The organism is Streptomyces viridochromogenes DSM 40736 (genome assembly GCF_000158955.1).
In the GTDB taxonomy this organism is placed as follows: Bacteria; Actinomycetota; Actinomycetes; order Streptomycetales; family Streptomycetaceae; genus Streptomyces; species Streptomyces venetus.
The window spans coordinates 6,144,404-6,163,580 of the sequence record NZ_GG657757.1 but is presented as its reverse complement, the minus strand read 5'-3'; the positions used below and the strand labels follow the sequence as shown (position 1 = coordinate 6,163,580).

17 protein-coding genes, 2 pseudogenes and 2 riboswitches are annotated in these 19,177 nt (G+C 70.2%); of the genes and pseudogenes, 8 read left to right on the top strand and 11 right to left on the bottom strand.

The window, feature by feature from the left end; translation table 11 throughout:
* Positions 1-66: 66 nt before the first annotated feature.
* From SSQG_RS27280 to SSQG_RS27260, 5 genes are all read right to left on the bottom strand, one after another.
* Positions 67-1,833, bottom strand: a complete 1,767-nt coding sequence (locus SSQG_RS27280) for an ABC transporter substrate-binding protein (protein ID WP_003993106.1) — start codon at positions 1,831-1,833, stop codon at positions 67-69.
* A gap of 8 nt (positions 1,834-1,841) precedes the next feature.
* Positions 1,842-2,840: an ABC transporter permease gene (locus tag SSQG_RS27275; protein WP_003993105.1), complete on the bottom strand. Its 999-nt coding sequence runs from the start codon at positions 2,838-2,840 to the stop codon at positions 1,842-1,844.
* Positions 2,841-3,182: 342 nt separating this feature from the next.
* Positions 3,183-3,971 (bottom strand): enhanced serine sensitivity protein SseB C-terminal domain-containing protein, encoded by a 789-nt coding sequence (locus tag SSQG_RS27270; RefSeq protein WP_003993104.1) that lies wholly within the window; start codon positions 3,969-3,971, stop codon positions 3,183-3,185.
* 127 nt (positions 3,972-4,098) lie between these two features.
* Positions 4,099-4,887, bottom strand: coding sequence for an enhanced serine sensitivity protein SseB (locus SSQG_RS27265; protein WP_003993103.1), 789 nt, complete (start codon positions 4,885-4,887; stop codon positions 4,099-4,101).
* 555 nt (positions 4,888-5,442) lie between these two features.
* Positions 5,443-6,114 carry an AAA family ATPase gene (locus SSQG_RS27260; RefSeq protein WP_003993102.1) on the bottom strand — a complete coding sequence of 224 codons (672 nt, stop codon included), beginning with the start codon at positions 6,112-6,114 and terminating at the stop codon, positions 5,443-5,445.
* Positions 6,115-6,296: 182 nt separating this feature from the next.
* Positions 6,297-6,396, top strand: a riboswitch (glycine riboswitch).
* Positions 6,397-6,503: riboswitch (glycine riboswitch) on the top strand.
* Between the two features lie 37 nt (positions 6,504-6,540).
* Here SSQG_RS27260 and gcvT point away from each other — a divergent pair.
* From gcvT to SSQG_RS27230, 6 genes are all read left to right on the top strand, one after another.
* On the top strand, positions 6,541-7,662 hold the full coding sequence (gene gcvT / locus SSQG_RS27255; protein WP_003993101.1) for a glycine cleavage system aminomethyltransferase GcvT: 1,122 nt from the start codon (positions 6,541-6,543) through the stop codon (positions 7,660-7,662).
* Between the two features lie 102 nt (positions 7,663-7,764).
* Positions 7,765-8,142 (top strand): glycine cleavage system protein GcvH, encoded by a 378-nt coding sequence (gene gcvH / locus SSQG_RS27250; RefSeq protein WP_003993100.1) that lies wholly within the window; start codon positions 7,765-7,767, stop codon positions 8,140-8,142.
* A 14-nt stretch (positions 8,143-8,156) separates the two neighbouring features.
* Positions 8,157-9,419 (top strand): serine hydroxymethyltransferase, encoded by a 1,263-nt coding sequence (glyA, locus tag SSQG_RS27245; RefSeq protein ID WP_003993099.1) that lies wholly within the window; start codon positions 8,157-8,159, stop codon positions 9,417-9,419.
* 86 nt (positions 9,420-9,505) lie between these two features.
* Positions 9,506-10,876 (top strand): L-serine ammonia-lyase, encoded by a 1,371-nt coding sequence (locus SSQG_RS27240; RefSeq protein WP_003993098.1) that lies wholly within the window; start codon positions 9,506-9,508, stop codon positions 10,874-10,876.
* 101 nt (positions 10,877-10,977) lie between these two features.
* Complete coding sequence (locus tag SSQG_RS27235; protein ID WP_003993097.1) at positions 10,978-12,387, top strand: MFS transporter; 1,410 nt, start codon at positions 10,978-10,980, stop codon at positions 12,385-12,387.
* Between the two features lie 141 nt (positions 12,388-12,528).
* The gene (locus tag SSQG_RS27230) at positions 12,529-13,086 is read left to right on the top strand and encodes a glycoside hydrolase family 25 protein (protein WP_003993096.1); all 558 of its coding nucleotides are present in this window, start codon (positions 12,529-12,531) and stop codon (positions 13,084-13,086) included.
* 1 nt (position 13,087) lies between these two features.
* Here SSQG_RS27230 and SSQG_RS27225 read toward each other — a convergent pair whose 3' ends face one another.
* The gene (locus SSQG_RS27225; protein WP_003993095.1) at positions 13,088-13,750 is read right to left on the bottom strand and encodes an NADPH-dependent F420 reductase; all 663 of its coding nucleotides are present in this window, start codon (positions 13,748-13,750) and stop codon (positions 13,088-13,090) included.
* A gap of 109 nt (positions 13,751-13,859) precedes the next feature.
* Between SSQG_RS27225 and SSQG_RS43040 the strand changes: the two are divergent.
* Positions 13,860-14,131: pseudogene (locus SSQG_RS43040) on the top strand (ABC transporter ATP-binding protein); the annotation flags it as partial.
* Between the two features lie 98 nt (positions 14,132-14,229).
* Here SSQG_RS43040 and SSQG_RS27220 read toward each other — a convergent pair.
* Together SSQG_RS27220 and SSQG_RS27215 are read right to left on the bottom strand one after the other, a co-directional pair.
* A complete protein-coding gene (locus tag SSQG_RS27220; RefSeq protein WP_003993093.1) occupies positions 14,230-14,442 on the bottom strand; it encodes an EF-hand domain-containing protein in 213 nt (70 codons plus the stop codon).
* Between the two features lie 61 nt (positions 14,443-14,503).
* Positions 14,504-15,418 (bottom strand): MerR family transcriptional regulator, encoded by a 915-nt coding sequence (locus tag SSQG_RS27215; RefSeq protein ID WP_003993092.1) that lies wholly within the window; start codon positions 15,416-15,418, stop codon positions 14,504-14,506.
* Between SSQG_RS27215 and SSQG_RS27210 the strand changes: the two genes are divergently transcribed.
* On the top strand, positions 15,417-16,136 hold the full coding sequence (locus SSQG_RS27210; protein WP_052310481.1) for a GNAT family N-acetyltransferase: 720 nt from the start codon (positions 15,417-15,419) through the stop codon (positions 16,134-16,136). The genes SSQG_RS27215 and SSQG_RS27210 overlap by 2 nt on opposite strands.
* On the opposite strand, the gene SSQG_RS27205 is transcribed toward SSQG_RS27210, so the two are convergent.
* From SSQG_RS27205 to SSQG_RS27195, 3 genes and pseudogenes are all read right to left on the bottom strand, one after another.
* Positions 16,103-17,281: a YncE family protein gene (locus SSQG_RS27205; protein ID WP_003993090.1), complete on the bottom strand. Its 1,179-nt coding sequence runs from the start codon at positions 17,279-17,281 to the stop codon at positions 16,103-16,105. The two genes, SSQG_RS27210 and SSQG_RS27205, sit on opposite strands and share 34 nt — an antisense overlap.
* A 111-nt stretch (positions 17,282-17,392) precedes the next feature.
* Positions 17,393-17,896 (bottom strand): ATP-binding protein, encoded by a 504-nt coding sequence (locus SSQG_RS27200; protein WP_039933707.1) that lies wholly within the window; start codon positions 17,894-17,896, stop codon positions 17,393-17,395.
* Between the two features lie 273 nt (positions 17,897-18,169).
* Positions 18,170-18,941 (bottom strand): annotated as a pseudogene (locus SSQG_RS27195) (enoyl-CoA hydratase/isomerase family protein).
* Positions 18,942-19,177 lie beyond the last annotated feature (236 nt).

Here is a 19,177-nt window from a genome sequence, read left to right as displayed (position 1 = left end):
CGGCGGGATCGTCCGCCGCGGCCACCCGGTGCCTTCACCTGCCTTTCAGAGGTTCCGGCCTGCTGGTTACTTCGAGGAGCCCATCAGCAGGTAGTCGTACATGCCGAGGTAGGCCTGCGTGACCGTGACGTTGGTCGCGGACTTCGGCCGGAGCAGCAGGTTCTTGCGGTAGACGACCGGGACGACCGAGGCGTTGTCGAGCACCATCTTGTCGATCTCGCCCCAGGCCTTGGTGCGGGCCGCGTCGTCGGTGTTGGCGATCGCGTCCGTCAGGGCCTTGTTGATCTTCGGGTCGTCCAGCTCCATCAGGTTGTTGCCGCCCGAGGGCTTGATGGCGGCACCGTTGACGACCTGGTCGAGGAAGCCGTAGCCGGTCGGCCAGTCGGCACCCCACGCCATCGAGAGCATGCCGAGCTTGTTGGCGTGGACGTAGCTCGGGACACCGGCGAAGTTGGAGAAGTACTTACCGGCCGGGAACTGCTTGATCTCGACGTTGATGCCGATCTTCTTCAGCGACGCCTGGACGGCGGTGGCCTGGGCGACCTCGGCGGGGCGGTCGGAGCGAGCGGTCAGGATCGTCTTGAAGCCGTTCGGCTTGCCGCACTCCTTCAGCTCCGCCTTGGCCTTCGCCGCGTTGCCCTTGTTGCCCTCGGTCGCGTAGGTGTCGAACTTGGTGTAGCCGTTGACCGACGGCGGCAGCAGCGTGGTCGCCACGTCACCCTTCGGCGTGCCGCCCATGGCGTCGAGCACGGACTGCTTGTCGAGGCCCCACTGCACGGCCTTGCGGCAGTGGATGTTGTCGAACGGGGCCACCTTCAGGTTCAGCGCGATGTACTGCGTGGCACCCGCGTACGAGCTGTCCGTCTGGCCGGCGTTCTTGCCGGCCAGCACCTTTGGCTGGGTCTGCGGAGCCACACCGGTGCCCGCCGCGTCACCCGTGATCTTGTCCGAGAGCAGGTCGTTGTCGATCGTGACCTGGTTGACCTTGAACTTGATCGTGACCTTGTCCGGCAGGGCCTTGCGGTTCGGGTCCGTCTTCGGGTCCCACTGCGGGTTGCGCACCAAGGTGGCGCCGCGACCCTCCTCGTAGGACTGGAACTGGTACGGACCGGAGGACACGATGTGCTGGACGTACTTCGCACCGTCGTCCTTGGCCTGCGGCACCGGCGCGGTCTGGGAGAACGTCGCCAGGTAGTCGAAGTCGGCGAAGGGCTGCTTCAGCTTGAAGACGATGGTCCGGTCGTCCGGCGTCTCGATGGACTTGATGCCGTCGGCCGACTTGTCCTTGTAGGGACCCTTGTACTTGTCACCGCCCTCCAAGTACGACTTGAAGTACGTCGGCCCGTTGGACAGGGCCTCGGGCGCGAAGTTGGAGCGCTCGACGGCGTACTTCACGTCCTTGGACGTCACCGGCTTGCCGTCCTGGAACTTCACACCCGCACGCAGCTTGTACGTCCAGGTCTTGGCGTCCGGGCTGGACTTGCCGAGAGACTCGGCGAGGTCGGGAACGACCGTGAGGCCGTCCTTGCCCGCCGCCGGTTTGAACGTGGTGAGCGTTCTGCCGTAGAGGCGGGAGAAGTTCTGCACCCAGCCGTAGTACGTGTTGCCCGGGTCGAGCGAGTCGGGCACGTCCGAGTGCTCGTACGAGACCGTCCCGCCCTTCTTGCTCGACGCGTTGACGATCGAGTTCAGCGCGGCGTCCTTCTTGCCGCTGCCTCCCCCGTCGTTGTCGTCACCTCCGCCGCCGCACGCGGCAGCACCCAGCGACAGTGCCAGGACCGACGCAACGCCGGCGGTCACCCTTCTCGTCTTCACCTGAGGAAGCCCCCTCATTCGATGGATCACTTGCTGCGAGGGTCGAGGGCGTCACGCAGCCCGTCACCCAGCAGGTTGAAGGCCAGGACGGTGATGAAGATCGCCAGTCCGGGCACGAACATGTACTGCGGATCAGCCGTGTAGAGATCCACAGCGTTGCTGAGCATGCCGCCCCAGGAGGCCTGCGGCGGAGCGATACCGACACCGAGGAAGCTCAGCGCAGCCTCGAAGAGGATGTTCGTCGGGATGATCAGCGTCGAGTAGACGAGGATCGGTGCGACGAGGTTCGGGAGCAGTTCCCGGAACAGGACGTACGGGCCGCGTGCGCCGAGGCTGGTTGCGGCCTCGATGAACTCCCGCTTGCGCAGGGTCATGGTCTGCGCGCGCACGATGCGGCCGATGTACGGCCAGCTGAAGAAGCCGATCACGAAGATCAGCACGCAGATGCGCAGGGACAGTCCGTCGAGACCGAAGAACCCGTCCTGCACGGACGCCGAGATCGAGATGGCGAACAGGAGCAGCGGGAAGGCGAGGAAGGTGTCCATCAGCTTGCTGATGATGCTGTCGACCCAGCCGCCGTAGTAACCGGCGACGACACCGAGCACGGTGCCGATGCACACCGACAGCAGCGTGGCACCGCCCGCGACCAGCAGGGAGACCCAGGAGCCGTCGATGATGCGGGCGAGCATGTCCCGGCCGTACTGGGGGTCCACACCGAGGGGGTGGTCCCAACTCATACCTCCCCAGCCGCCCTTGGGTGCGAGCAGCGCGGGGTCGATGAGGTCCTGGTTGAACTTGTTGGGATCCAGGTTGAAGATCCACTGAATCGGCTTGGAGAACACCGCCAGCAGCGTGAGCAGGATGACGACGACGCCTCCCGCCATCGCCACCTTGTCCCGCTTGAAGCGCATCCAGGCGATCTGGGTGAGCGAGCGACCCTCGATCTGGCTCTTCTTGACCCCGGAGAGCACGGCCTCGGGCTGTGCTCCGGCTTCCGCCCCGGTGGTCTCGATGGGTGCGGTCACGGTGCGATTGACCCCTCTCGGGCCGGCGATCGCCGAGCCCCTGGCTGCCGCTGTAGCGGTTTGTATGTCTCGTACACAAGACCGACCCGGCCCGTGTCTTGCGGGGAGTCTTCAATGCTTTGGCGATCTGTTGCCAGACTTGGCGATGAAAGGATGCGTAAACGTGATGCTGTCTGCGGGGTTCCGTTATCCGGACAGCGGGTAACGGGGGTCGGACGTGCTGCGTCTGGGGGATTTTAGGACAGGGCCCCCCATTTCGCCCTTATCTACGCGCGGAGAGCTGAGGGGTCGTCGCCTTCGGAGGGCGGTCCGGGAGAGGTCTGCGAAGCCGTCCGGGACCGGTCAGTACCGGCCCTGCGCCGGCGGGTATCCGTAGCCCGAGACCGGGGCGGTGGCGTGGGCCTCGCGGTCGTAGAAGGGGCGGGCCTTCGCACGCAACCACATGGCGACCGGGTCGTGTTCGTCCGACATCGCGACGGTCGACACGGGCAGGCCGTCGGGTACGGCGCCGAGGGACTGCTGCATCATCGCGCGCACGGAGTCCACGGCCGGGGGCGAGGTGTCGTACACATCCAGGCCGATGGCGAGGTACGGCGCCCCGAGCGCGGGCTGCACCCAGGCGCGGCGCAACGAGCGGACGGCCGGGGTGCGGTGGGCGTTCTGCGCGAGCAGGGCGTAGAACTGCGGGATCTCGATGGCCGGTTCGGACAGCCGCAGGGGGCCGGCGGGCTGGCGGTCCAGGCCCGTGGCGATCCGGCGCAGGTCGAGCCAGGGGATGCCGACGCCGCCGCCGGGGGCGTGCGGGTTGAGCCAGAGGCCGTAGTGGTCGGGGTAGAGGGCGCGGGCGACGTCGACTCCGTCGACCACCTCGTACGAGCGGTTCCAGCCGCTGGCCGAGAGTTCCTGTGCGGAGGTGACGCAGGGCGCGTAACCGTACCCGTCGACCTCCATGTTGCCGTACTGGGCGTCGGGCGAGCCGGCCTGGCCGTGCCACAGCAGCATCCAGATCTGGCCGGAGTGCGGGGTGGCCAGCGCGCGCAGGAGCGCCTCGTAGGCGTCGTAGCGCCCGGGCGTGACCTGGCGCAGCATGTGCTCGACCTGTCCGGCCGCGGCCGTGCCGCTCGCGCTCACCTTTACCGCCCCTTCGTACCAACGCCTCGACCGTGACCTAGCTTAAGCCCGCGCGGGAGCCCGGAGCTTGGTGCCGCCCTGCGGGTACGGGCGGCGTGTGGTTCCCGCGCCCCTTCGGGGCGTCGCCCTACCGCTGGTAGAAGGGCCGGACCCGGTTGCGCATCCAGTCACCCACGGGGTCCTCCGCCACGTCCAGGAGCACCAGGTTGACGGGCCAGGGGGCCGGGGCGGCGGTGACGGCACGGGTCAGGGCCTCCAGGGGGAGGGCCCGCAGGTCGCCTTCCCACTGGGAGAGTTCGACGCCCACGAACATCACCGGGTCGGCGGTCTCGATCGCGGCGAGGCAGCGGCGGGCGGTGAGGACGACGCCGGTCGCCTCGAACTCCGCGGAGGCGGCGGCGAGGAAGTCCACCGGGTCGTCCTGCCAGTCGGGTTCGAAGAGGCGGACCCGGCCGCCGCTCGCGGGGCCGTCCAGCGGGGTCCGGCCGGCCCGGCAGAGGTCGGCGACGGCGGGCGGCGGGAGCGGGATGCCGACCACACCGCCCGGGTTGACGGCTATCCCCGCGTGCGGGGGAAGACCGCGGGCGAACTCCACGGCGGGGGCGATGGTGTACGACATGTGGGAGCCGACGACCTGGCGGAACTGCTCCTCGGAGCTGAACACCGGCACGAACGCCTGGCCGTCGATCTCGATGCCGGGCAGGTCGAGGGGGCCGCTGTTCGGGCCGCCGCCGCTGGGCAGCGGGATCCAGACGAAACTCCGGCCGAGCACCTCGATGACCCGCCCGGCGGCCGACGGCCCGGCGCCGAGGGAGGCCGAGAGCACCTCCTCCAGCTCGTTGCCGGGCCATCCACCGTGCGGGTGGGTCTGCGTCTGCGCCGGGAAGTCCGCGGAGAAGTCCGCCGGGAAGTCCATCTGCCTACCGCCTGCCTGAAACCACTGCTGTGGCTAAGAAGGCTAGCGGCTCACGCACGGCGAGCGGTCAGCAGACGTGGCGCGGGCGCGTACGACCGGCTGTGTCCTGCACCGAGGCTGGGCCGCAGGCGGCCGAACCATGGTGCACGGGCGAACGCGACCGGTACGAGACCATGCCGTGGGCGGACCGGTGCACGGACGGCCGGCGGAGCGTAGGGCACGGGTGCCCGGCGCCCAAGCCGCCGTGCCTGAACCCGTGCGGGCGCCCTGCGGCTCACGACGCGGCGATCACTACCCCGACCACAGTGCACGGGCGAACGCGACCGACCCGAGGCCATGCCGTGGGCGGACCGGTGCACGGACGGCCGGCGGAGCGCAGGCCGCGGATGCCCGCGCCCAAGCCGCAGTGCCTGAACCCGTGCGGGCGCCCTGTGGCTCACGACGTGGCCATCAGTACCCCGACCACGGTGCACGGGCGGCCGCCCAACCGCCGGGCACGGGCGCGGGGGCCCGGTGCGGTGGCAGTCGTGTTGTGTGGACCTCGGCCCGTGGGGGTCAGGTGGTGAAGCCGATGTGGTGCAGGGTGTTGGCCGTGTTGCGGTCGGCGAGGACGGCCGAGCCGCAGCCGGCGGGGAGGTCGCCGCGTTCCACCGAGCGCAGCAGGCGGGTGCTCGCGGCGCGGTGGCGCAGGAAGGCGTAGCGCGAGACGCCGCGACCACGGTCGCGCTGACCGGCCAGGGCCTGCTCCGGTGTGACGTCGAGGAGCAGGAGATGCAGGGTGCCGCCCCGGCGGCGGGCCTCGCGGGCCAGCCAGCGGCGGACCCAGGTCTGGGTGCCGCAGTCGTGCACCACGACCCCCTCGCCGGTGCGCAGGGCGCGGCGCAGCCCGGCGTAGTGGGCGAGGCGGACGAGCGGGCGGTAGACCGCGTAGGGCAGGAAGCGCGGCATACGGCCCTCCCAGCGGTCGCGGGTGTCCTGGGAGTCGACGCGCCGGCCCGGCACGGTACGCCGCATCAGCGTGGACTTGCCGCTGCCGGGCAGGCCCGTGACCACGACCAGGTCGCGGGGGCCGAACAGCAGCGCCTGCGGGCCACGGCCGGCGCGGTCGCGCAGATCGCGGACGACCGGCACGGGCAGCGGCGGGCCGCAGACCGCCCGGGCCGGAGCGGCCGGCTGCTCGGGCAGCGCGATGCCCGACGTCGTGGCGTACGCGGTGGTCCTGTTCACCGTGATCGTCCTCCCCTGGGGCCAGGTACGGAGTCCCATCCCCGCCGAGTGTAAAGAGAAGGTAATGCCCGATGTCTCTTGTTTCAGTCCTCTTCCTGCAACAGGCCTGCTACAGGGGGATCCCCCTGCCACCCCGCGAGGATGCGTGCAATGATGTGCCCGCCAACTGCATACCGGCCGTTTGAATCCGCGCGGGAGAGTTCCCAGCATCGCTGACGCTGGGGCGCCGAAGGAGCAAGTCCCTCCCTTGAATCTCTCAGGCCCCGTTACCGCGCGGGCGAGGCACATCTGAAAAGCGGGTCGCCCACCGGGCGGCTCCACCCAAGGTGCAAGCCGTGCCCCGTGTGGTCATGGCGAACCTCTCAGGTTCCGATGACAGATGGGGAGGAACGACCTCGCCCGTCATGCATCTGGGAGACACCGACCGTGAGCAGTACAGGAGAACTCCGTCACACCGCGCTCGATGCCCTGCATCGCTCGCTCGGCGCGACGATGACCGACTTCGCCGGCTGGGACATGCCCCTGCGCTACGGCTCCGAGCGCGACGAGCACAACGCGGTGCGCACGAAGGCCGGGCTCTTCGACCTCTCCCACATGGGCGAGATCACCGTCACCGGCCCGCAGGCCGCGGCCCTCCTCGACCACGCACTGGTCGGCAACATCGGCGGCGTCAAGCCCGGCCGCGCCCGCTACACCATGATCTGCCGGGCCGACGGCGGCATCCTCGACGACCTGATCGTCTACCGGCTGGCCGAGACCGAGTACATGGTGGTCGCCAACGCCTCCAACGCCCAGGTGGTCCTGGAAGCGCTGGTGGAACGTTCCGCCGGCTTCGACGCCGAGGTGCGCGACGACCGGGACGCCTACGCCCTGATCGCCGTGCAGGGCCCCGAGTCGCCGGGAATCCTGAAGTCCCTGACCGACGCCGACCTCGACGGCCTGAAGTACTACGCCGGACTGCCCGGCACGGTCGCGGGGGTCCCGGCCCTGATCGCCCGTACCGGGTACACCGGCGAGGACGGTTTCGAACTGTTCGTGAAGCCGGAGCACGCGGTCGAGCTGTGGCAGGCCCTGACCAAGGCGGGCGAGGGCGCCGGGCTGGCCCCGTGCGGGCTGTCCTGCCGCGACACGCTGCGCCTGGAGGCGGGCATGCCGCTGTACGGGCACGAGCTGAGCACCTCCCTCACCCCGTTCGACGCCGGGCTCGGCCGGGTGGTGAAGTTCGAGAAGGAGGGCGACTTCGTCGGGCGCGAGGCGCTGGCGGAGGCCGCCTCCCGCGCCGAGCAGAACCCGCCCCGCGTCCTGGTCGGCCTGGTCGCCGAGGGCCGCCGGGTCCCGCGCGCCGGGTACGCGGTCGTCGCCGGCGGCGAGGTGATCGGCGAGGTCACCTCCGGTGCCCCCTCCCCCACGCTCGGCAAGCCGATCGCGATGGCCTACGTCGACGCCGGGCACGCCGCTCCCGGCACGCCCGGTGTGGCCGTGGACATCCGGGGCAGTCACGAGCCGTACGAGGTCGTGGCGCTGCCGTTCTACAAGCGGCAGAAGTAGACACTGGCCGTAGGCCGCCACCGCGGTCCCGGGCCCGTCATCCTCCCGCTCACCAGCGGTTCCCTTCATCAGCACTCCCGCGCGTACAGGAGAATTCAGGCCATGAGCAACCCCCAGCAGCTGCGCTACAGCAAGGAGCACGAGTGGCTGTCGGCCGCCGAGGACGGCGTCTCGACGGTCGGTATCACGGAGCACGCCGCCAACGCCCTCGGCGACGTCGTCTTCGTCCAGCTCCCCGAGGTCGGTGACACGGTGTCCGCGGGCGAGACCTGCGGCGAGCTGGAGTCGACCAAGTCGGTCTCCGACCTGTACTCCCCGGTCGCCGGTGAGGTCACCGAGGTCAACGAGGACGTCGTCAACGACCCGTCCCTGGTGAACTCGGCCCCCTTCGAAGGCGGCTGGCTGTTCAAGGTGCGCGTCACGGACGAGCCGGGCGACCTGCTCTCCGCCGACGAGTACACCGCGTTCTCCGCCGGCTGAGGAGTCCCGCCCCTATGTCCGTCCTGAACACACCCCTGCACGAGCTCGACCCGGCCGTGGCCGCCGCGGTCGACGCCGAGCTGCACCGCCAGCAGTCCACGCTCGAGATGATCGCCTCGGAGAACTTCGCTCCGGTCGCGGTCATGGAGGCGCAGGGCTCGGTCCTCACCAACAAGTACGCCGAGGGCTACCCGGGCCGCCGCTACTACGGCGGCTGCGAGCACGTCGACGTGGTCGAGCAGATCGCCATCGACCGCGTCAAGGAGCTGTTCGGCGCCGAGCACGCCAACGTCCAGCCGCACTCGGGCGCCCAGGCCAACGCGGCCGCGATGTTCGCGCTGCTCAAGCCGGGCGACACCATCATGGGTCTGAACCTCGCGCACGGCGGGCACCTGACCCACGGCATGAAGATCAACTTCTCCGGCAAGCTCTACGACGTCGTCGCCTACCACGTCGGCGACGACGGCCGGGTCGACATGGCCGAGGTGGGGCGGCTGGCGAAGGAGTCCCGGCCGAAGCTGATCGTCGCGGGCTGGTCCGCCTACCCGCGCCGGCTGGACTTCGCCGAGTTCCGCCGGATCGCGGACGAGGTCGGCGCGTACCTGATGGTCGACATGGCCCACTTCGCCGGTCTCGTCGCCGCCGGGCTGCACCCCAACCCGGTGCCGCACGCGCACGTGGTCACCACCACGACCCACAAGACGCTGGGCGGCCCGCGCGGCGGTGTGATCCTCTCCACGGCCGAACTGGCCAAGAAGATCAACTCCGCGGTCTTCCCCGGTCAGCAGGGCGGTCCCCTGGAGCACGTGATCGCGGCCAAGGCGGTCGCCTTCAAGGTCGCGGCCTCGGAGGACTTCAAGGAGCGCCAGCGCCGTACGCTGGAGGGCGCCCGCATCCTGGCCGAGCGTCTGGTGAAGGACGACGCCCGGGCCGCGGGGGTGGACGTCCTGTCCGGCGGCACGGACGTGCACCTGGTCCTGGTCGACCTGCGCGACTCGGAGCTGGACGGCCGGCAGGCCGAGGACCGCCTCCACGAGGTGGGCATCACCGTCAACCGCAACGCGGTCCCGAACGACCCGCGTCCGCCGATGGTGACGTCCGGTCTGCGGATCGGCACGCCGGCCCTGGCGACCCGGGGCTTCGAGACCGAGGACTTCGCGGAGGTCGCGGACGTCATCGCCGAGGCGCTGAAACCGTCCTATGACGCCGAGGCGCTCAAGGCCCGGGTGAAGGCCCTGGCCGACAAGCACCCGCTGTACCCGGGTCTGAACAAGTAACGAACACCGCTCGGGGTCGCCGTGCCGCCACAGACGGGCGCGGCGACCCAGCCCCTGTGCACCACCCCGTAGTCAGGAGTACCCCCGTGGCCATCTCGGTCTTCGACCTGTTCTCGATCGGCATCGGCCCGTCCAGCTCCCACACGGTCGGCCCCATGCGGGCGGCCGGGCTGTTCGCCCGGCGGCTGCGCAACGAGAAGCTGCTGGAGTCGGTGGCCTCGGTGCGCGCCGAGCTGTACGGCTCGCTCGGTGCCACGGGCCACGGCCACGGCACGCCCAAGGCGGTGCTGCTCGGACTGGAGGGTGACTCGCCGCGCACGGTGGACGTGGAGACGGCCGACGAGCGGGTGGGCACGATCAAGGCGGACGGCCGGCTGAGGCTGCTGGGCGAGCACGAGATCGCGTTCTCCTTCGACGACGACATGGTCCTGCACCGCCGCAAGACCCTGCCGTACCACGCGAACGGCATGACCCTGTGGGCGTACGACGCCTCGGGCGCGGAGCTGCTGACGAAGACGTACTACTCGGTCGGCGGCGGCTTCGTCGTCGACGAGGACGCGGTCGGCGCGGACCGCATCAAGCTCGACGACACCGTGCTGAAGCACTCCTTCCGTACGGGTGACGAGCTGCTGCGCCTGACGGAGGAGACGGGTCTGTCCATCTCCGCCCTGATGCTGGAGAACGAGCGGGCCTGGCGGAGCGAGGAGGAGATCCGCGAAGGCCTGCTGGAGATCTGGCACGTGATGGAGGCGTGCGTGACGCGCGGCATGTCCCGCGAGGGCATCCTGCCGGGCGGTCTGAAGGTACGCCGGCGTGCCGCGAACACCGCGCGCAAGCTGCGCTCCGAGGGCGACCCGAAGGCCCTCGCCATGGAGTGGATCACCCTCTACGCGATGGCGGTCAACGAGGAGAACGCGGCCGGCGGCCGGGTCGTCACCGCCCCCACCAACGGCGCCGCCGGCATCATCCCCGCGGTTCTGCACTACTACGTCAACTTCGTCCCCGGCGCCGACGAGGAGGGCGCGTGGTCCGCTTCCTGCTCGCCGCGGGGCGCGATCGGCATGCTGTTCAAGGAGAACGCCTCCATCTCCGGCGCCGAGGTCGGCTGCCAGGGCGAGGTCGGCTCCGCCTGCTCGATGGCCGCGGGCGCCCTGGCCGAGGTCCTCGGCGGCTCGCCCGAACAGGTCGAGAACGCCGCGGAGATCGGCATGGAGCACAACCTCGGTCTGACCTGCGACCCGGTCGGCGGCCTGGTCCAGATCCCGTGCATCGAACGCAATGGCATGGCGGCGGTCAAGGCCGTCACCGCCGCCCGCATGGCCATGCGCGGCGACGGCTCCCACAAGGTGTCCCTGGACAAGGTCATCAAGACGATGAAGGACACCGGCGCGGACATGTCGGTCAAGTACAAGGAGACGGCCCGGGGCGGGCTGGCGGTGAACATCATCGAGTGCTGAGCGCCGGCGCACCGGGCGTCTTGCGATGCGAGATGGCGATACCGAAAAACAAGATGGCTGACATCGTTGCAGTGACCATGTTTCATGCGTGAAGGACGACGATGCCCGCCCCAGCCCCTGGTTCAGCCCCGACGCCCGTCAACCCGCGGTCCCGCGTCCTCGTCGCCAGCCTCATGGGCACGACGATCGAGTTCTACGACTTCTACATCTACGCGACCGCCGCGGTGCTGGTCTTCCCGCAGCTGTTCTTCCCGAGCAGCGACCCGACCACCGCGCTGCTGTCGTCCTTCGCGGTCTTCGGCGCCGCGATGGTCGCCCGTCCGATCGGCGCCGTGGTCTTCGGGCACCTCGGTGACCGGCTCGGCCGCAAGAAGACGCTCGTCGTCTCGCTCCTGACCATGGGCATCGCCACGTTCCTCATCGGCGTCCTGCCCACCTACGCCCAGGCCGGCTGGCTGGCCACCGCGCTGCTCGTGCTGATGCGGCTCGCTCAGGGCTTCGCGCTCGGCGGCGAGTGGAGTGGCGCCGCCCTGGTCGCGACCGAGAACGCCCCCAGCGGCAAGCGCGCCCTGTACGGCACGTTCCCGCAGCTGGGCGCCCCGCTCGGCTTCATCATCGGCAACGGCCTGTTCCTGGTCATGGGCGCGCTGCTGCCGTCCGCGGCCGGCGCCGACCCCTCCCAGCCCTCGGACGCCTTCGTCAGCTGGGGCTGGCGCATCCCCTTCCTGTTCTCCGCCGTGATGGTCGCGATCGGGCTGTGGGTGCGCTCCCGGCTCGTCGAGTCGGCGGTCTTCGCCAGGACCCGCGAGTCCGGCGGGGTGCGGCGGCTGCCGCTCGCCACCGTGGTGCGCAGCCACGGGAAGCAGCTGGTCCTGGGCACCTTCATCATGCTGGCGACCTATGTGCTCTTCTACCTGATGACCACGTTCTCGCTGAGCTACGGACGCACCGCGAAGGACGCCGCCGTGCCCGGACTGGGGTACGACTACACGACGTTCGTACTCATGATGATCTTCGGTGTGCTGTTCTTCGCCGCGTTCACCCTGGCCTCCGGTCCGCTCGCGGACCGTTACGGGCGGCGTGCCACCCTGATCTGGATCACCGTCGCGATCATGGTCTTCGGACTGGTCTGGGTGCCGCTGATCGAGCTGGGCACCCTCGGCGTCATGCTGTGGCTCGTGCTCGGCTTCACCCTGATGGGCATGACGTTCGGGCCGATGGGCGCGCTCCTGCCCGAGCTCTTCCCGACCAGCGTGCGCTACACCGGCTCCGGCATCTCCTACAACGTCAGCTCGATCCTCGGGGCGGCGGTCGCCCCCTTCATCGCAGTGGCGCTGTGGGAGACCGGGGACGGCTCGCCGTGGCTGGTCGGCGTCTACCTCTCGGCGATGGCGGTGCTGACGCTGATCGCACTCCTGCTCGTCAAGGAGACCAGGCACGTCTCCCTGGACGACCGGGAGGCCGCCGCCGCCGACGCGACCCGCGCCCCGGCCGACTCCCCCACCTCCTGAAACCGACCGTCAAACCGACCGGCGTTCACCACCGCCGGGTCGCGAGCCTCCTCGCGCCCGGCGTACGGCTTCCGTCGCGGGGCATAACAACAACCCCTGACCCGAGGGGACTTCAGCCCCACCCGCACCAGAGGGAGTCCCATGCTGCGCGGTATCGACGTGAGCGCCTACCAGTCGTCCTCCTACGACACCGACGGCCTCTCCTTCGTCTTCGTCAAGGCGACCGAGGGGCGGTCCTACGTCAACCCGAAACTGGCCGCCCAGACGAAACGGGCCCGGGACGCCGGGCTGGTCGTCGGCTTCTACCACTTCCTGTGGCCCGGCAACCTCAGCGCCCAGGCCGAGTACTTCGTCGGCAAGGCCCCGGACCGCCCGGGCGACATCCTCGCCGTCGACTGGGAGACGACCAGCAGCGGGACGCACGCGAGCAACGCGGAGAAGGACCTGTTCATCCGCAAGCTGAAGGACCTCCGGCCGAACAACCAGGTCGTTCTCTACGCCAACCGCCATTTCTGGCTCAACATCGACACGACGTCCTATGCGGGCGACGGACTGTGGATCGCCGACTACGTCTCAGCGGGCAAGCCCCGCATCGAGGCGAAGTGGCGCTTCCACCAGTACACCGACGACCCGCTCGACAAGAACGTGGCCGACTTCGCGAGCATGGCGGCGCTGCGGAGGTGGGCCGAGGACGCCTGAGCTAGCCGCTGAACTCCGGCGTGCGCTCCGGGGACGCCTCCGCCAGGGCCCTGGTGACCGCGTCGACGCCGCCGCGCAGGCCGTAGACCGGGGTGTCGGGCTGCTGGCGCCAGGAGTCGTCAATGCCGCCCGCGTCGACGGTGTCGAAGCCGAGGGCTTCGATCAGGTCCCGTACCTTGCGCTTGGCCGCCTCGTCGTCACCGGCCACCGGGAGGGCCATGCGGTCGGGGGCACCGGCCGGGAGCGGGCGGTCCAGGATGTCCTGGGCGTACGTGCCGTTGAAGGCCTTGACGACCGGGTGGCCGATCTGACGTTCGGTCCAGCGGCTCTCGGTGAGGCCGTCGTCCTCGATCGCGGCGATCCTGCCGTCGCGCTGCCGGGGGTAGTAGTTGCCGGTGTCGATGACCGCGACGCCGTCCGCCGCCTCGTCGAGGAGACCGGAGGGAAGGTCCGGGACCGCCTTCAGCGGGATGGTGATCACCACGATCTCGGCGCCCCGCGGCGCCTCCCGGACCGTCACGGGCGTCGCGCCCGTCTCCTCCGCGAGGGCCGAAAGTGTCTGCGGGCCGCGGGAGTTGGCGACGGACACGTCGTGACCGAGGGCGGTGAGCCGCCGGGTCAGGTTGCCGCCGATGTTGCCCGCTCCGATGATGCCGATCTTCATGTCGTCGCCTCGTCCCTCGGGAGATGAACAGCGCCTCGTGAAGTGCTGGTGACCATGGTCAACCTCCGGGGCGGGTGGGTTATTCCGGCTTCGGGGCAGGTGCGAAAGCCTGGACCTGCCCGGCCGGGAGCGGCTGATCGGGGCGCTGGAGGAGCTGCGCCGGGGCCATCCGCACCTGGCGACGGTCCTGGTCACCCACCACCTGGAGGAGCTGCCGCCGCACACCAGCACGCCCTGCTGCTGCGCGAGGGCCGTCCGCTCGCCGCCGGCCCGGCGGCCGAGGTGCTCACCGCCGACCATCTCGGCAAGTGCTTCGACCTGCCGCCGGCGCTGGAGCGGCACGACGGCCGCTGGAGCGTCCGCACGGCACGCCGGGCATGACCGTGAGCGCCGCCCGCCGGGCATGACGAGGGGCCCGGTCCGTCCCAGGACGGACCGGGCCCCTTCGTTCAAGACCGTCGGAGCCGGAGCGGCGGCGACTACTTGTTCAGGTAGGACCAGAACTCGTCGAAGCTCAGCTTCTTGTCGCCGTCGAGGTCGCGGGCCTTGATGACGACCTCGGCGACCGACTCGGTGACGTTCCAGTCGCCCGACTGTGCCAGGGCGGTCTTGAACTCGGTAGCGGTGATGTAGCCGTCACCGTCCGTATCGATCCGCTCGAACTGCTTGCGTGCTTCCTCGATGTCCGCCACCGATCCGCCCCTACTCTCGTGTTCTGCGCCGTACCGACGCGTCTTGCTGACGCAGGTCAGATTAACCGCCCGCGCGGGTCTCCAGCGCGGCGACCACCCACGCGAACTCCTCCCGGTACGCCGCCTCGGGCCCGGCGCCCTTCACGATCGCCAGCAACTCGCGGTAGCGGGCCACCCTGTCGGTGGCGTGCGACCGCAGCCGGTCCAGCACGGTGGCGGGGTCGGCGTCGCCCAGCAGCTCGCGCAGCACCTGATCCGCTTGCGGCGAGCCGGGGGCGATGCCGCGCTCGCGGGCCTCGGCACCGAGCTGCACGAGCCGCCGGGAGAACCACAGGGACGCCCCGGCGGGTGTGTCATGACCGCGATCGGCCGCGTTGAACTCGGCGACCTTGCGCATCTGGGCCCTGAAATCCGGGTCCCGGAGCATCTCGGCCAGCTCCAGCCAGGCGTCGACCTGCTCGGGGGTGGGCTCTTCGGGCAGGTCGGCGGCGGTGTTCCGCATGCGTTCGCGGATCACCGGGTCCGCCGTGTCCAGCCCGTGGAACACCTCGTCCACGAACTCCTCCACGATGCGCCGCCGCTCGGCCGCCGACAGTCGTGCCAGTCTGTTCACGAGCGTCATCTCCTCCGCTCCGGAGCCACGTTGGACGACCGTCGACAGCACCGCGCGCGTCACCTTCAGCGACCGGATCCGGGCGTCCAGCGCGAGCACGTGCGCGGCCGCGACCTGGGCGACCGTCGTCTCACCGGCCAGCACCCGCCGGACGTCCACCAGCCCGAGTCCGAGCTCGCGCAACGTCCGGATCAGCTCCAGGCGCGCCACGGACGCGGCGTCGTAGAGCCGGTATCCGCCCGCGGACCGGGCCACCGGCGGCAGCGCGCCCTCGTCGGACCAGAACCGGATGGTGCGCACGGTCAGTCCGGTGGTCCGGGCCAGTTGGCCGATGGTGAGCAGTCCGGTGCCGTCGTCGATCATGTCTGGGAGTCTGGACCTTCCAGTGGGTGGAGACTCAAGGAGCGCGTCGGTGACCGACACACTGCGGGGCATTCTCGACGCCGCGGCGCGGGGTGTCTTCCCGCCGGCGGACGGCGGAACGACGATCGTGGGGCAGCCGTCCGCCCGGGACGCGGGGGTCCTCGCCTTCACGGCTCACTCGGTCGTCTTCACGGACGAGGATCCGGACTGGGTACGCCACACGCTGGCCGGCACCGACGGCGACCGGCTCGCGGCCACGATGAACGCCCGCTTCCTGACGGCGCTCATGGACCGGACGGGCCGTGGGTCCGACACGATAGACGTGGTGCTGACCGGTGCCGCCCTGCCCGGGGAGCCCGCGCTCGCGTTGGCGGAGATCGACGATCCCGGCCATCCACGGGTGGTGTCCGCACGGCGACGGCGGGACGACGTGCGGGTGTGGGCGGCGGACGGCGGGGTGCTCGTCCTGGGGCGCGGGGTGGCCGGACGGTGGGAGGTCGCCGTCGAGGTGGACGAGGGGGCGCGGCACCGGGGGCTGGGGCGGCGGCTCGCGGCCGCGGCGCGGCACCTGGCCGGGGGCGCGCCGGTGTGGGCCCAGGTGTCGGCGGGGAACGCCCGCAGTCTGCGGGCGTTCCAGGCGGCCGGCTACCGGCCCGTGGCCTCGGAGGTGCTGCTGTATGACACTCACCGGAAGATGCCGGTGTGGCCGAGCGAGTAGCGTCCGGGCTGTGGGTAAACCGCGAGGCCGTGCGGTCCGCTGCCGACCGGGATGCGGGCGAGCTGCTTGCCGGTGCGGGTGTCGATGGCGTACACCTCGGCGTCGTAGCGGCCGGACAGCCACAGCACCTTGCCGTCGGCGGAGACACCGCCCATGTCGGGGCTGCCGCCGTCGGGCAGCTGCCACTTCTTGGTCAGCTCGCCGCGCGTGAAGTCGAAGACGGAGATCGTGCCCTCGCCGCGGTTGGACACGTACATCTCGCGGGAGTCGCGGCTGACGTACAGGCCGTGGCAGCCCTTGCCGGTGGGCAGCAGTGTGGGCTCGGTGAACCGGTCGCCGTCCAGGACCCACATGCCGTGGGCCATCATGTCGGCGATGTAGAACCTCTTGCCGTCGGGTGAGACCTTGACGTCCTGCGGCATGGCACCGTCGAACGGCAGCCGCCGCTGCCCGACGACCTCCATCTTCTCGGTGTCGACCTTGAGCAGTTCGCCGCTGAACTCGCAGGAGACGATGAAGTAGCGCCCGTCGAGGGAGAAGTCGGCGTGGTTGACGCCGTAGCAGGAGACCGGGACGGTCTTCCTGACCTCCATGGTGTGCGGGTCACGGAAGACCAGTTCGCGGTCGAGGGAGGCCATGACGACGGCGTACCGGCCGTTGGGCGTGAAGTAGAGGTTGTAGGGGTCGTGGACCTCCACGTCCTTCCCCGCCTTGCCGGTCTTCGGGTCGATCGGGGTGAGGGTGTGACCGCGGTTGTTGTTGACCCACAGCGTCTTCAGGTCCCAGGACGGGACGACGTGCTGGGGCTGCCGGCCCACGCTGATCGTCTCGATGATCTCGTAGGTCTTGGGGTCGATGACCGAGACGGTGTCGGACTCGGTGTTGGGGACGTAGACCCGGGACGGGAAGTCCTTGACCACGGGCGACAGCTTGTTCGGGCGGTCGGCCGCGTACACGTCCTGGGGGTCGAGGACCGGCGGCATGCCCGGCAGTCCCCGGACGGGCTTCCTCTCGGGCGGTGCGGGCACGGCGGCCTTGGTGCCGTGTGCCTGGGAGGTCCGTTCCCCGCCGTCGGTACCGCAGGCGGCGAGTACGGCGAGGGCGGCACCCGCGACGAGGGTGCTTGTGACGAGGTGGCGGTGCATTCGACCATTTAAGGTGTGCTTTACCGGGAAAGCGGTGATTCCCCTGTCCGGCGGCCGAGTGACCTGTCACCGGCCGTGCGGCCGTTCGGGCGCCGGGCCCGGAGGCGGTCCTCAGCGGTCGGCGACCCGCATCTCGAACCAGGTGGTCTTGCCGCGGGGCAGCAGGTCGACCCCCCAGCGGTCGGCCAGCTTGTCGACGAGGAACAGGCCGCGGCCGCTGATGTCCATCTCCTGGACCGGCATCAGGCACGGCAGTCCGCGGGAGGGGTCACGGACCTCGACGCGGATCCAGCCGCGGCGCCGGTGCAGGCGCAGTCCGAAGACACGGGCGCCGGTGTGGCGTACGGCGTTGCCGACCAGCTCGGAGACGAGCAGGACCGCATCCTCCGTGGTCTTGGGGGTGAGCCCCCAGTGGCGGAGGATCACGACCTGGGTCAGCCGTCTGGCGGTGGCCGCGGACTCGGGGCGGGACGGCAGTGGAACCTCTGCCTCCGTCGGGTTGCCGTACAACTCCAGCGCCTTCAGCGCGTGTTCGTCCTCGACGGTCGGCGACCAGCGCGCCGCGGCCGCATGTGCGTGTCCCCGCGGCTGTTCCATACCCTCCAGCCCCGCCATGCCCCCCATCATGGCCGTGCGGGTCGCCCTTGGGGGCCGTTCCCGGGGAATACACCCCCGGAAACGGGTCGTCACCCGGCGATCCGATGACATATGCCGACGGCACTTCGGAGCCGCTCACAGTGGGCCCGACCTGCGATGACGGACCGTTCCGAGGCATGGGACGAGCTGTCCCGGCCGGATACGCTTAAGGCTGCCTTAAGGCTGTCATAAACCGCCCCATCGAGGGACCCGGACCAGACGCCGTGTCAATTGCAAGCCCCTGTGGAGTGTTCAGAGGAACTTCGCCTTGCCCGGCCCCTCCTCCACGAAGCTGCGCATCCCGCGCTCGCGGTCCTCGGTGGCGAACAGACCTGCGAACCAGTTCCGTTCGATCGTCAGGCCCGTGTCGATGTCCGTCTCCAGGCCCGCGTCGATCGCCTCCTTGGCGGCGCGCAGCGCGAGCGCCGGGCCCTGCGCCAGCTTCGAGGCCCAGGCGTGCGCCTGCGTGTACACCTCCTCCGCGGGTACGACCCGGTCCACCAGGCCGATCTCCCGCGCCTCGTCCGCCTTCACCATCCGGCCGGTGAAGATGAGGTCCTTGGCCTTGGAGGGGCCCACGAGCCGGGCCAGGCGCTGGGTGCCGCCCGCGCCGGGGATCAGGCCGAGCAGGATCTCCGGCTGACCGAGCTTGGCGTTCTCGCCGGCGATCCGGTAGTCGGCGCAGAGCGCGAGTTCGCAGCCGCCGCCGAGCGCGTAGCCCGTCACGGCCGCGACGACCGGCTTGGGGATCCGGGCCACCGCCGTGAACGAGTCCTGCAGGGCGCGGGCGCGCAGGACCATCGCGGTGTGGTCCATCGCCTGCATCTCCTTGATGTCCGCGCCGGCCGCGAACACCTTCTCCCCGCCGTAGACCACCACGGGCCCGCACGTCCCTCCCGGCGCGCGGGCCTCCTCGGCGAGTTCCTTCAGCCGGTCCTGCGTGGCGATGTCCAGCGCGTTCATGGGCGGACGGTCCAGGCGCAGCGTGCCGACACCTTCAGCGACTTTCGAGAGAGACGGTCATAGGTAGTAGGTTGAACGGGGGCTAACAGATTTGGGGGCGTGCGGTGGGTCACATCGGCCGGGGGTCCGGGGGTTGCCCCCGGGCAAACACAGCACGGGGGCTAACGGGATTGGGGGCGGTGCGGTGGGTCACATCGGCCGGGGGTCCAGGGGTTGCCCCCGGGCAAACACAGCACGGGGGCTAACAGATTTGGGGGCGGTGCGGTGGGTCACATCGGCCGGGGGTCCAGGGGTTGC

Coding starts and splice junctions, on each gene's coding strand:
- SSQG_RS27265 (WP_003993103.1), bottom strand. CDS start 4,887: ATGGACTTCCCGGCGGACTTCTCCGCGGACTTCCCGGCGCAGACGCAG.
- SSQG_RS27200 (WP_039933707.1), bottom strand. CDS start 17,896: ATGGCGGGGCTGGAGGGTATGGAACAGCCGCGGGGACACGCACATGCG.
- SSQG_RS27230 (WP_003993096.1), top strand. CDS start 12,529: ATGCTGCGCGGTATCGACGTGAGCGCCTACCAGTCGTCCTCCTACGAC.
- glyA (WP_003993099.1), top strand. CDS start 8,157: ATGTCCGTCCTGAACACACCCCTGCACGAGCTCGACCCGGCCGTGGCC.
- SSQG_RS27235 (WP_003993097.1), top strand. CDS start 10,978: ATGCCCGCCCCAGCCCCTGGTTCAGCCCCGACGCCCGTCAACCCGCGG.
- SSQG_RS27215 (WP_003993092.1), bottom strand. CDS start 15,418: ATGATCGACGACGGCACCGGACTGCTCACCATCGGCCAACTGGCCCGG.
- gcvH (WP_003993100.1), top strand. CDS start 7,765: ATGAGCAACCCCCAGCAGCTGCGCTACAGCAAGGAGCACGAGTGGCTG.
- SSQG_RS27280 (WP_003993106.1), bottom strand. CDS start 1,833: ATGAGGGGGCTTCCTCAGGTGAAGACGAGAAGGGTGACCGCCGGCGTT.
- SSQG_RS27205 (WP_003993090.1), bottom strand. CDS start 17,281: ATGCACCGCCACCTCGTCACAAGCACCCTCGTCGCGGGTGCCGCCCTC.
- SSQG_RS27210 (WP_052310481.1), top strand. CDS start 15,417: ATGTCTGGGAGTCTGGACCTTCCAGTGGGTGGAGACTCAAGGAGCGCG.
- SSQG_RS27225 (WP_003993095.1), bottom strand. CDS start 13,750: ATGAAGATCGGCATCATCGGAGCGGGCAACATCGGCGGCAACCTGACC.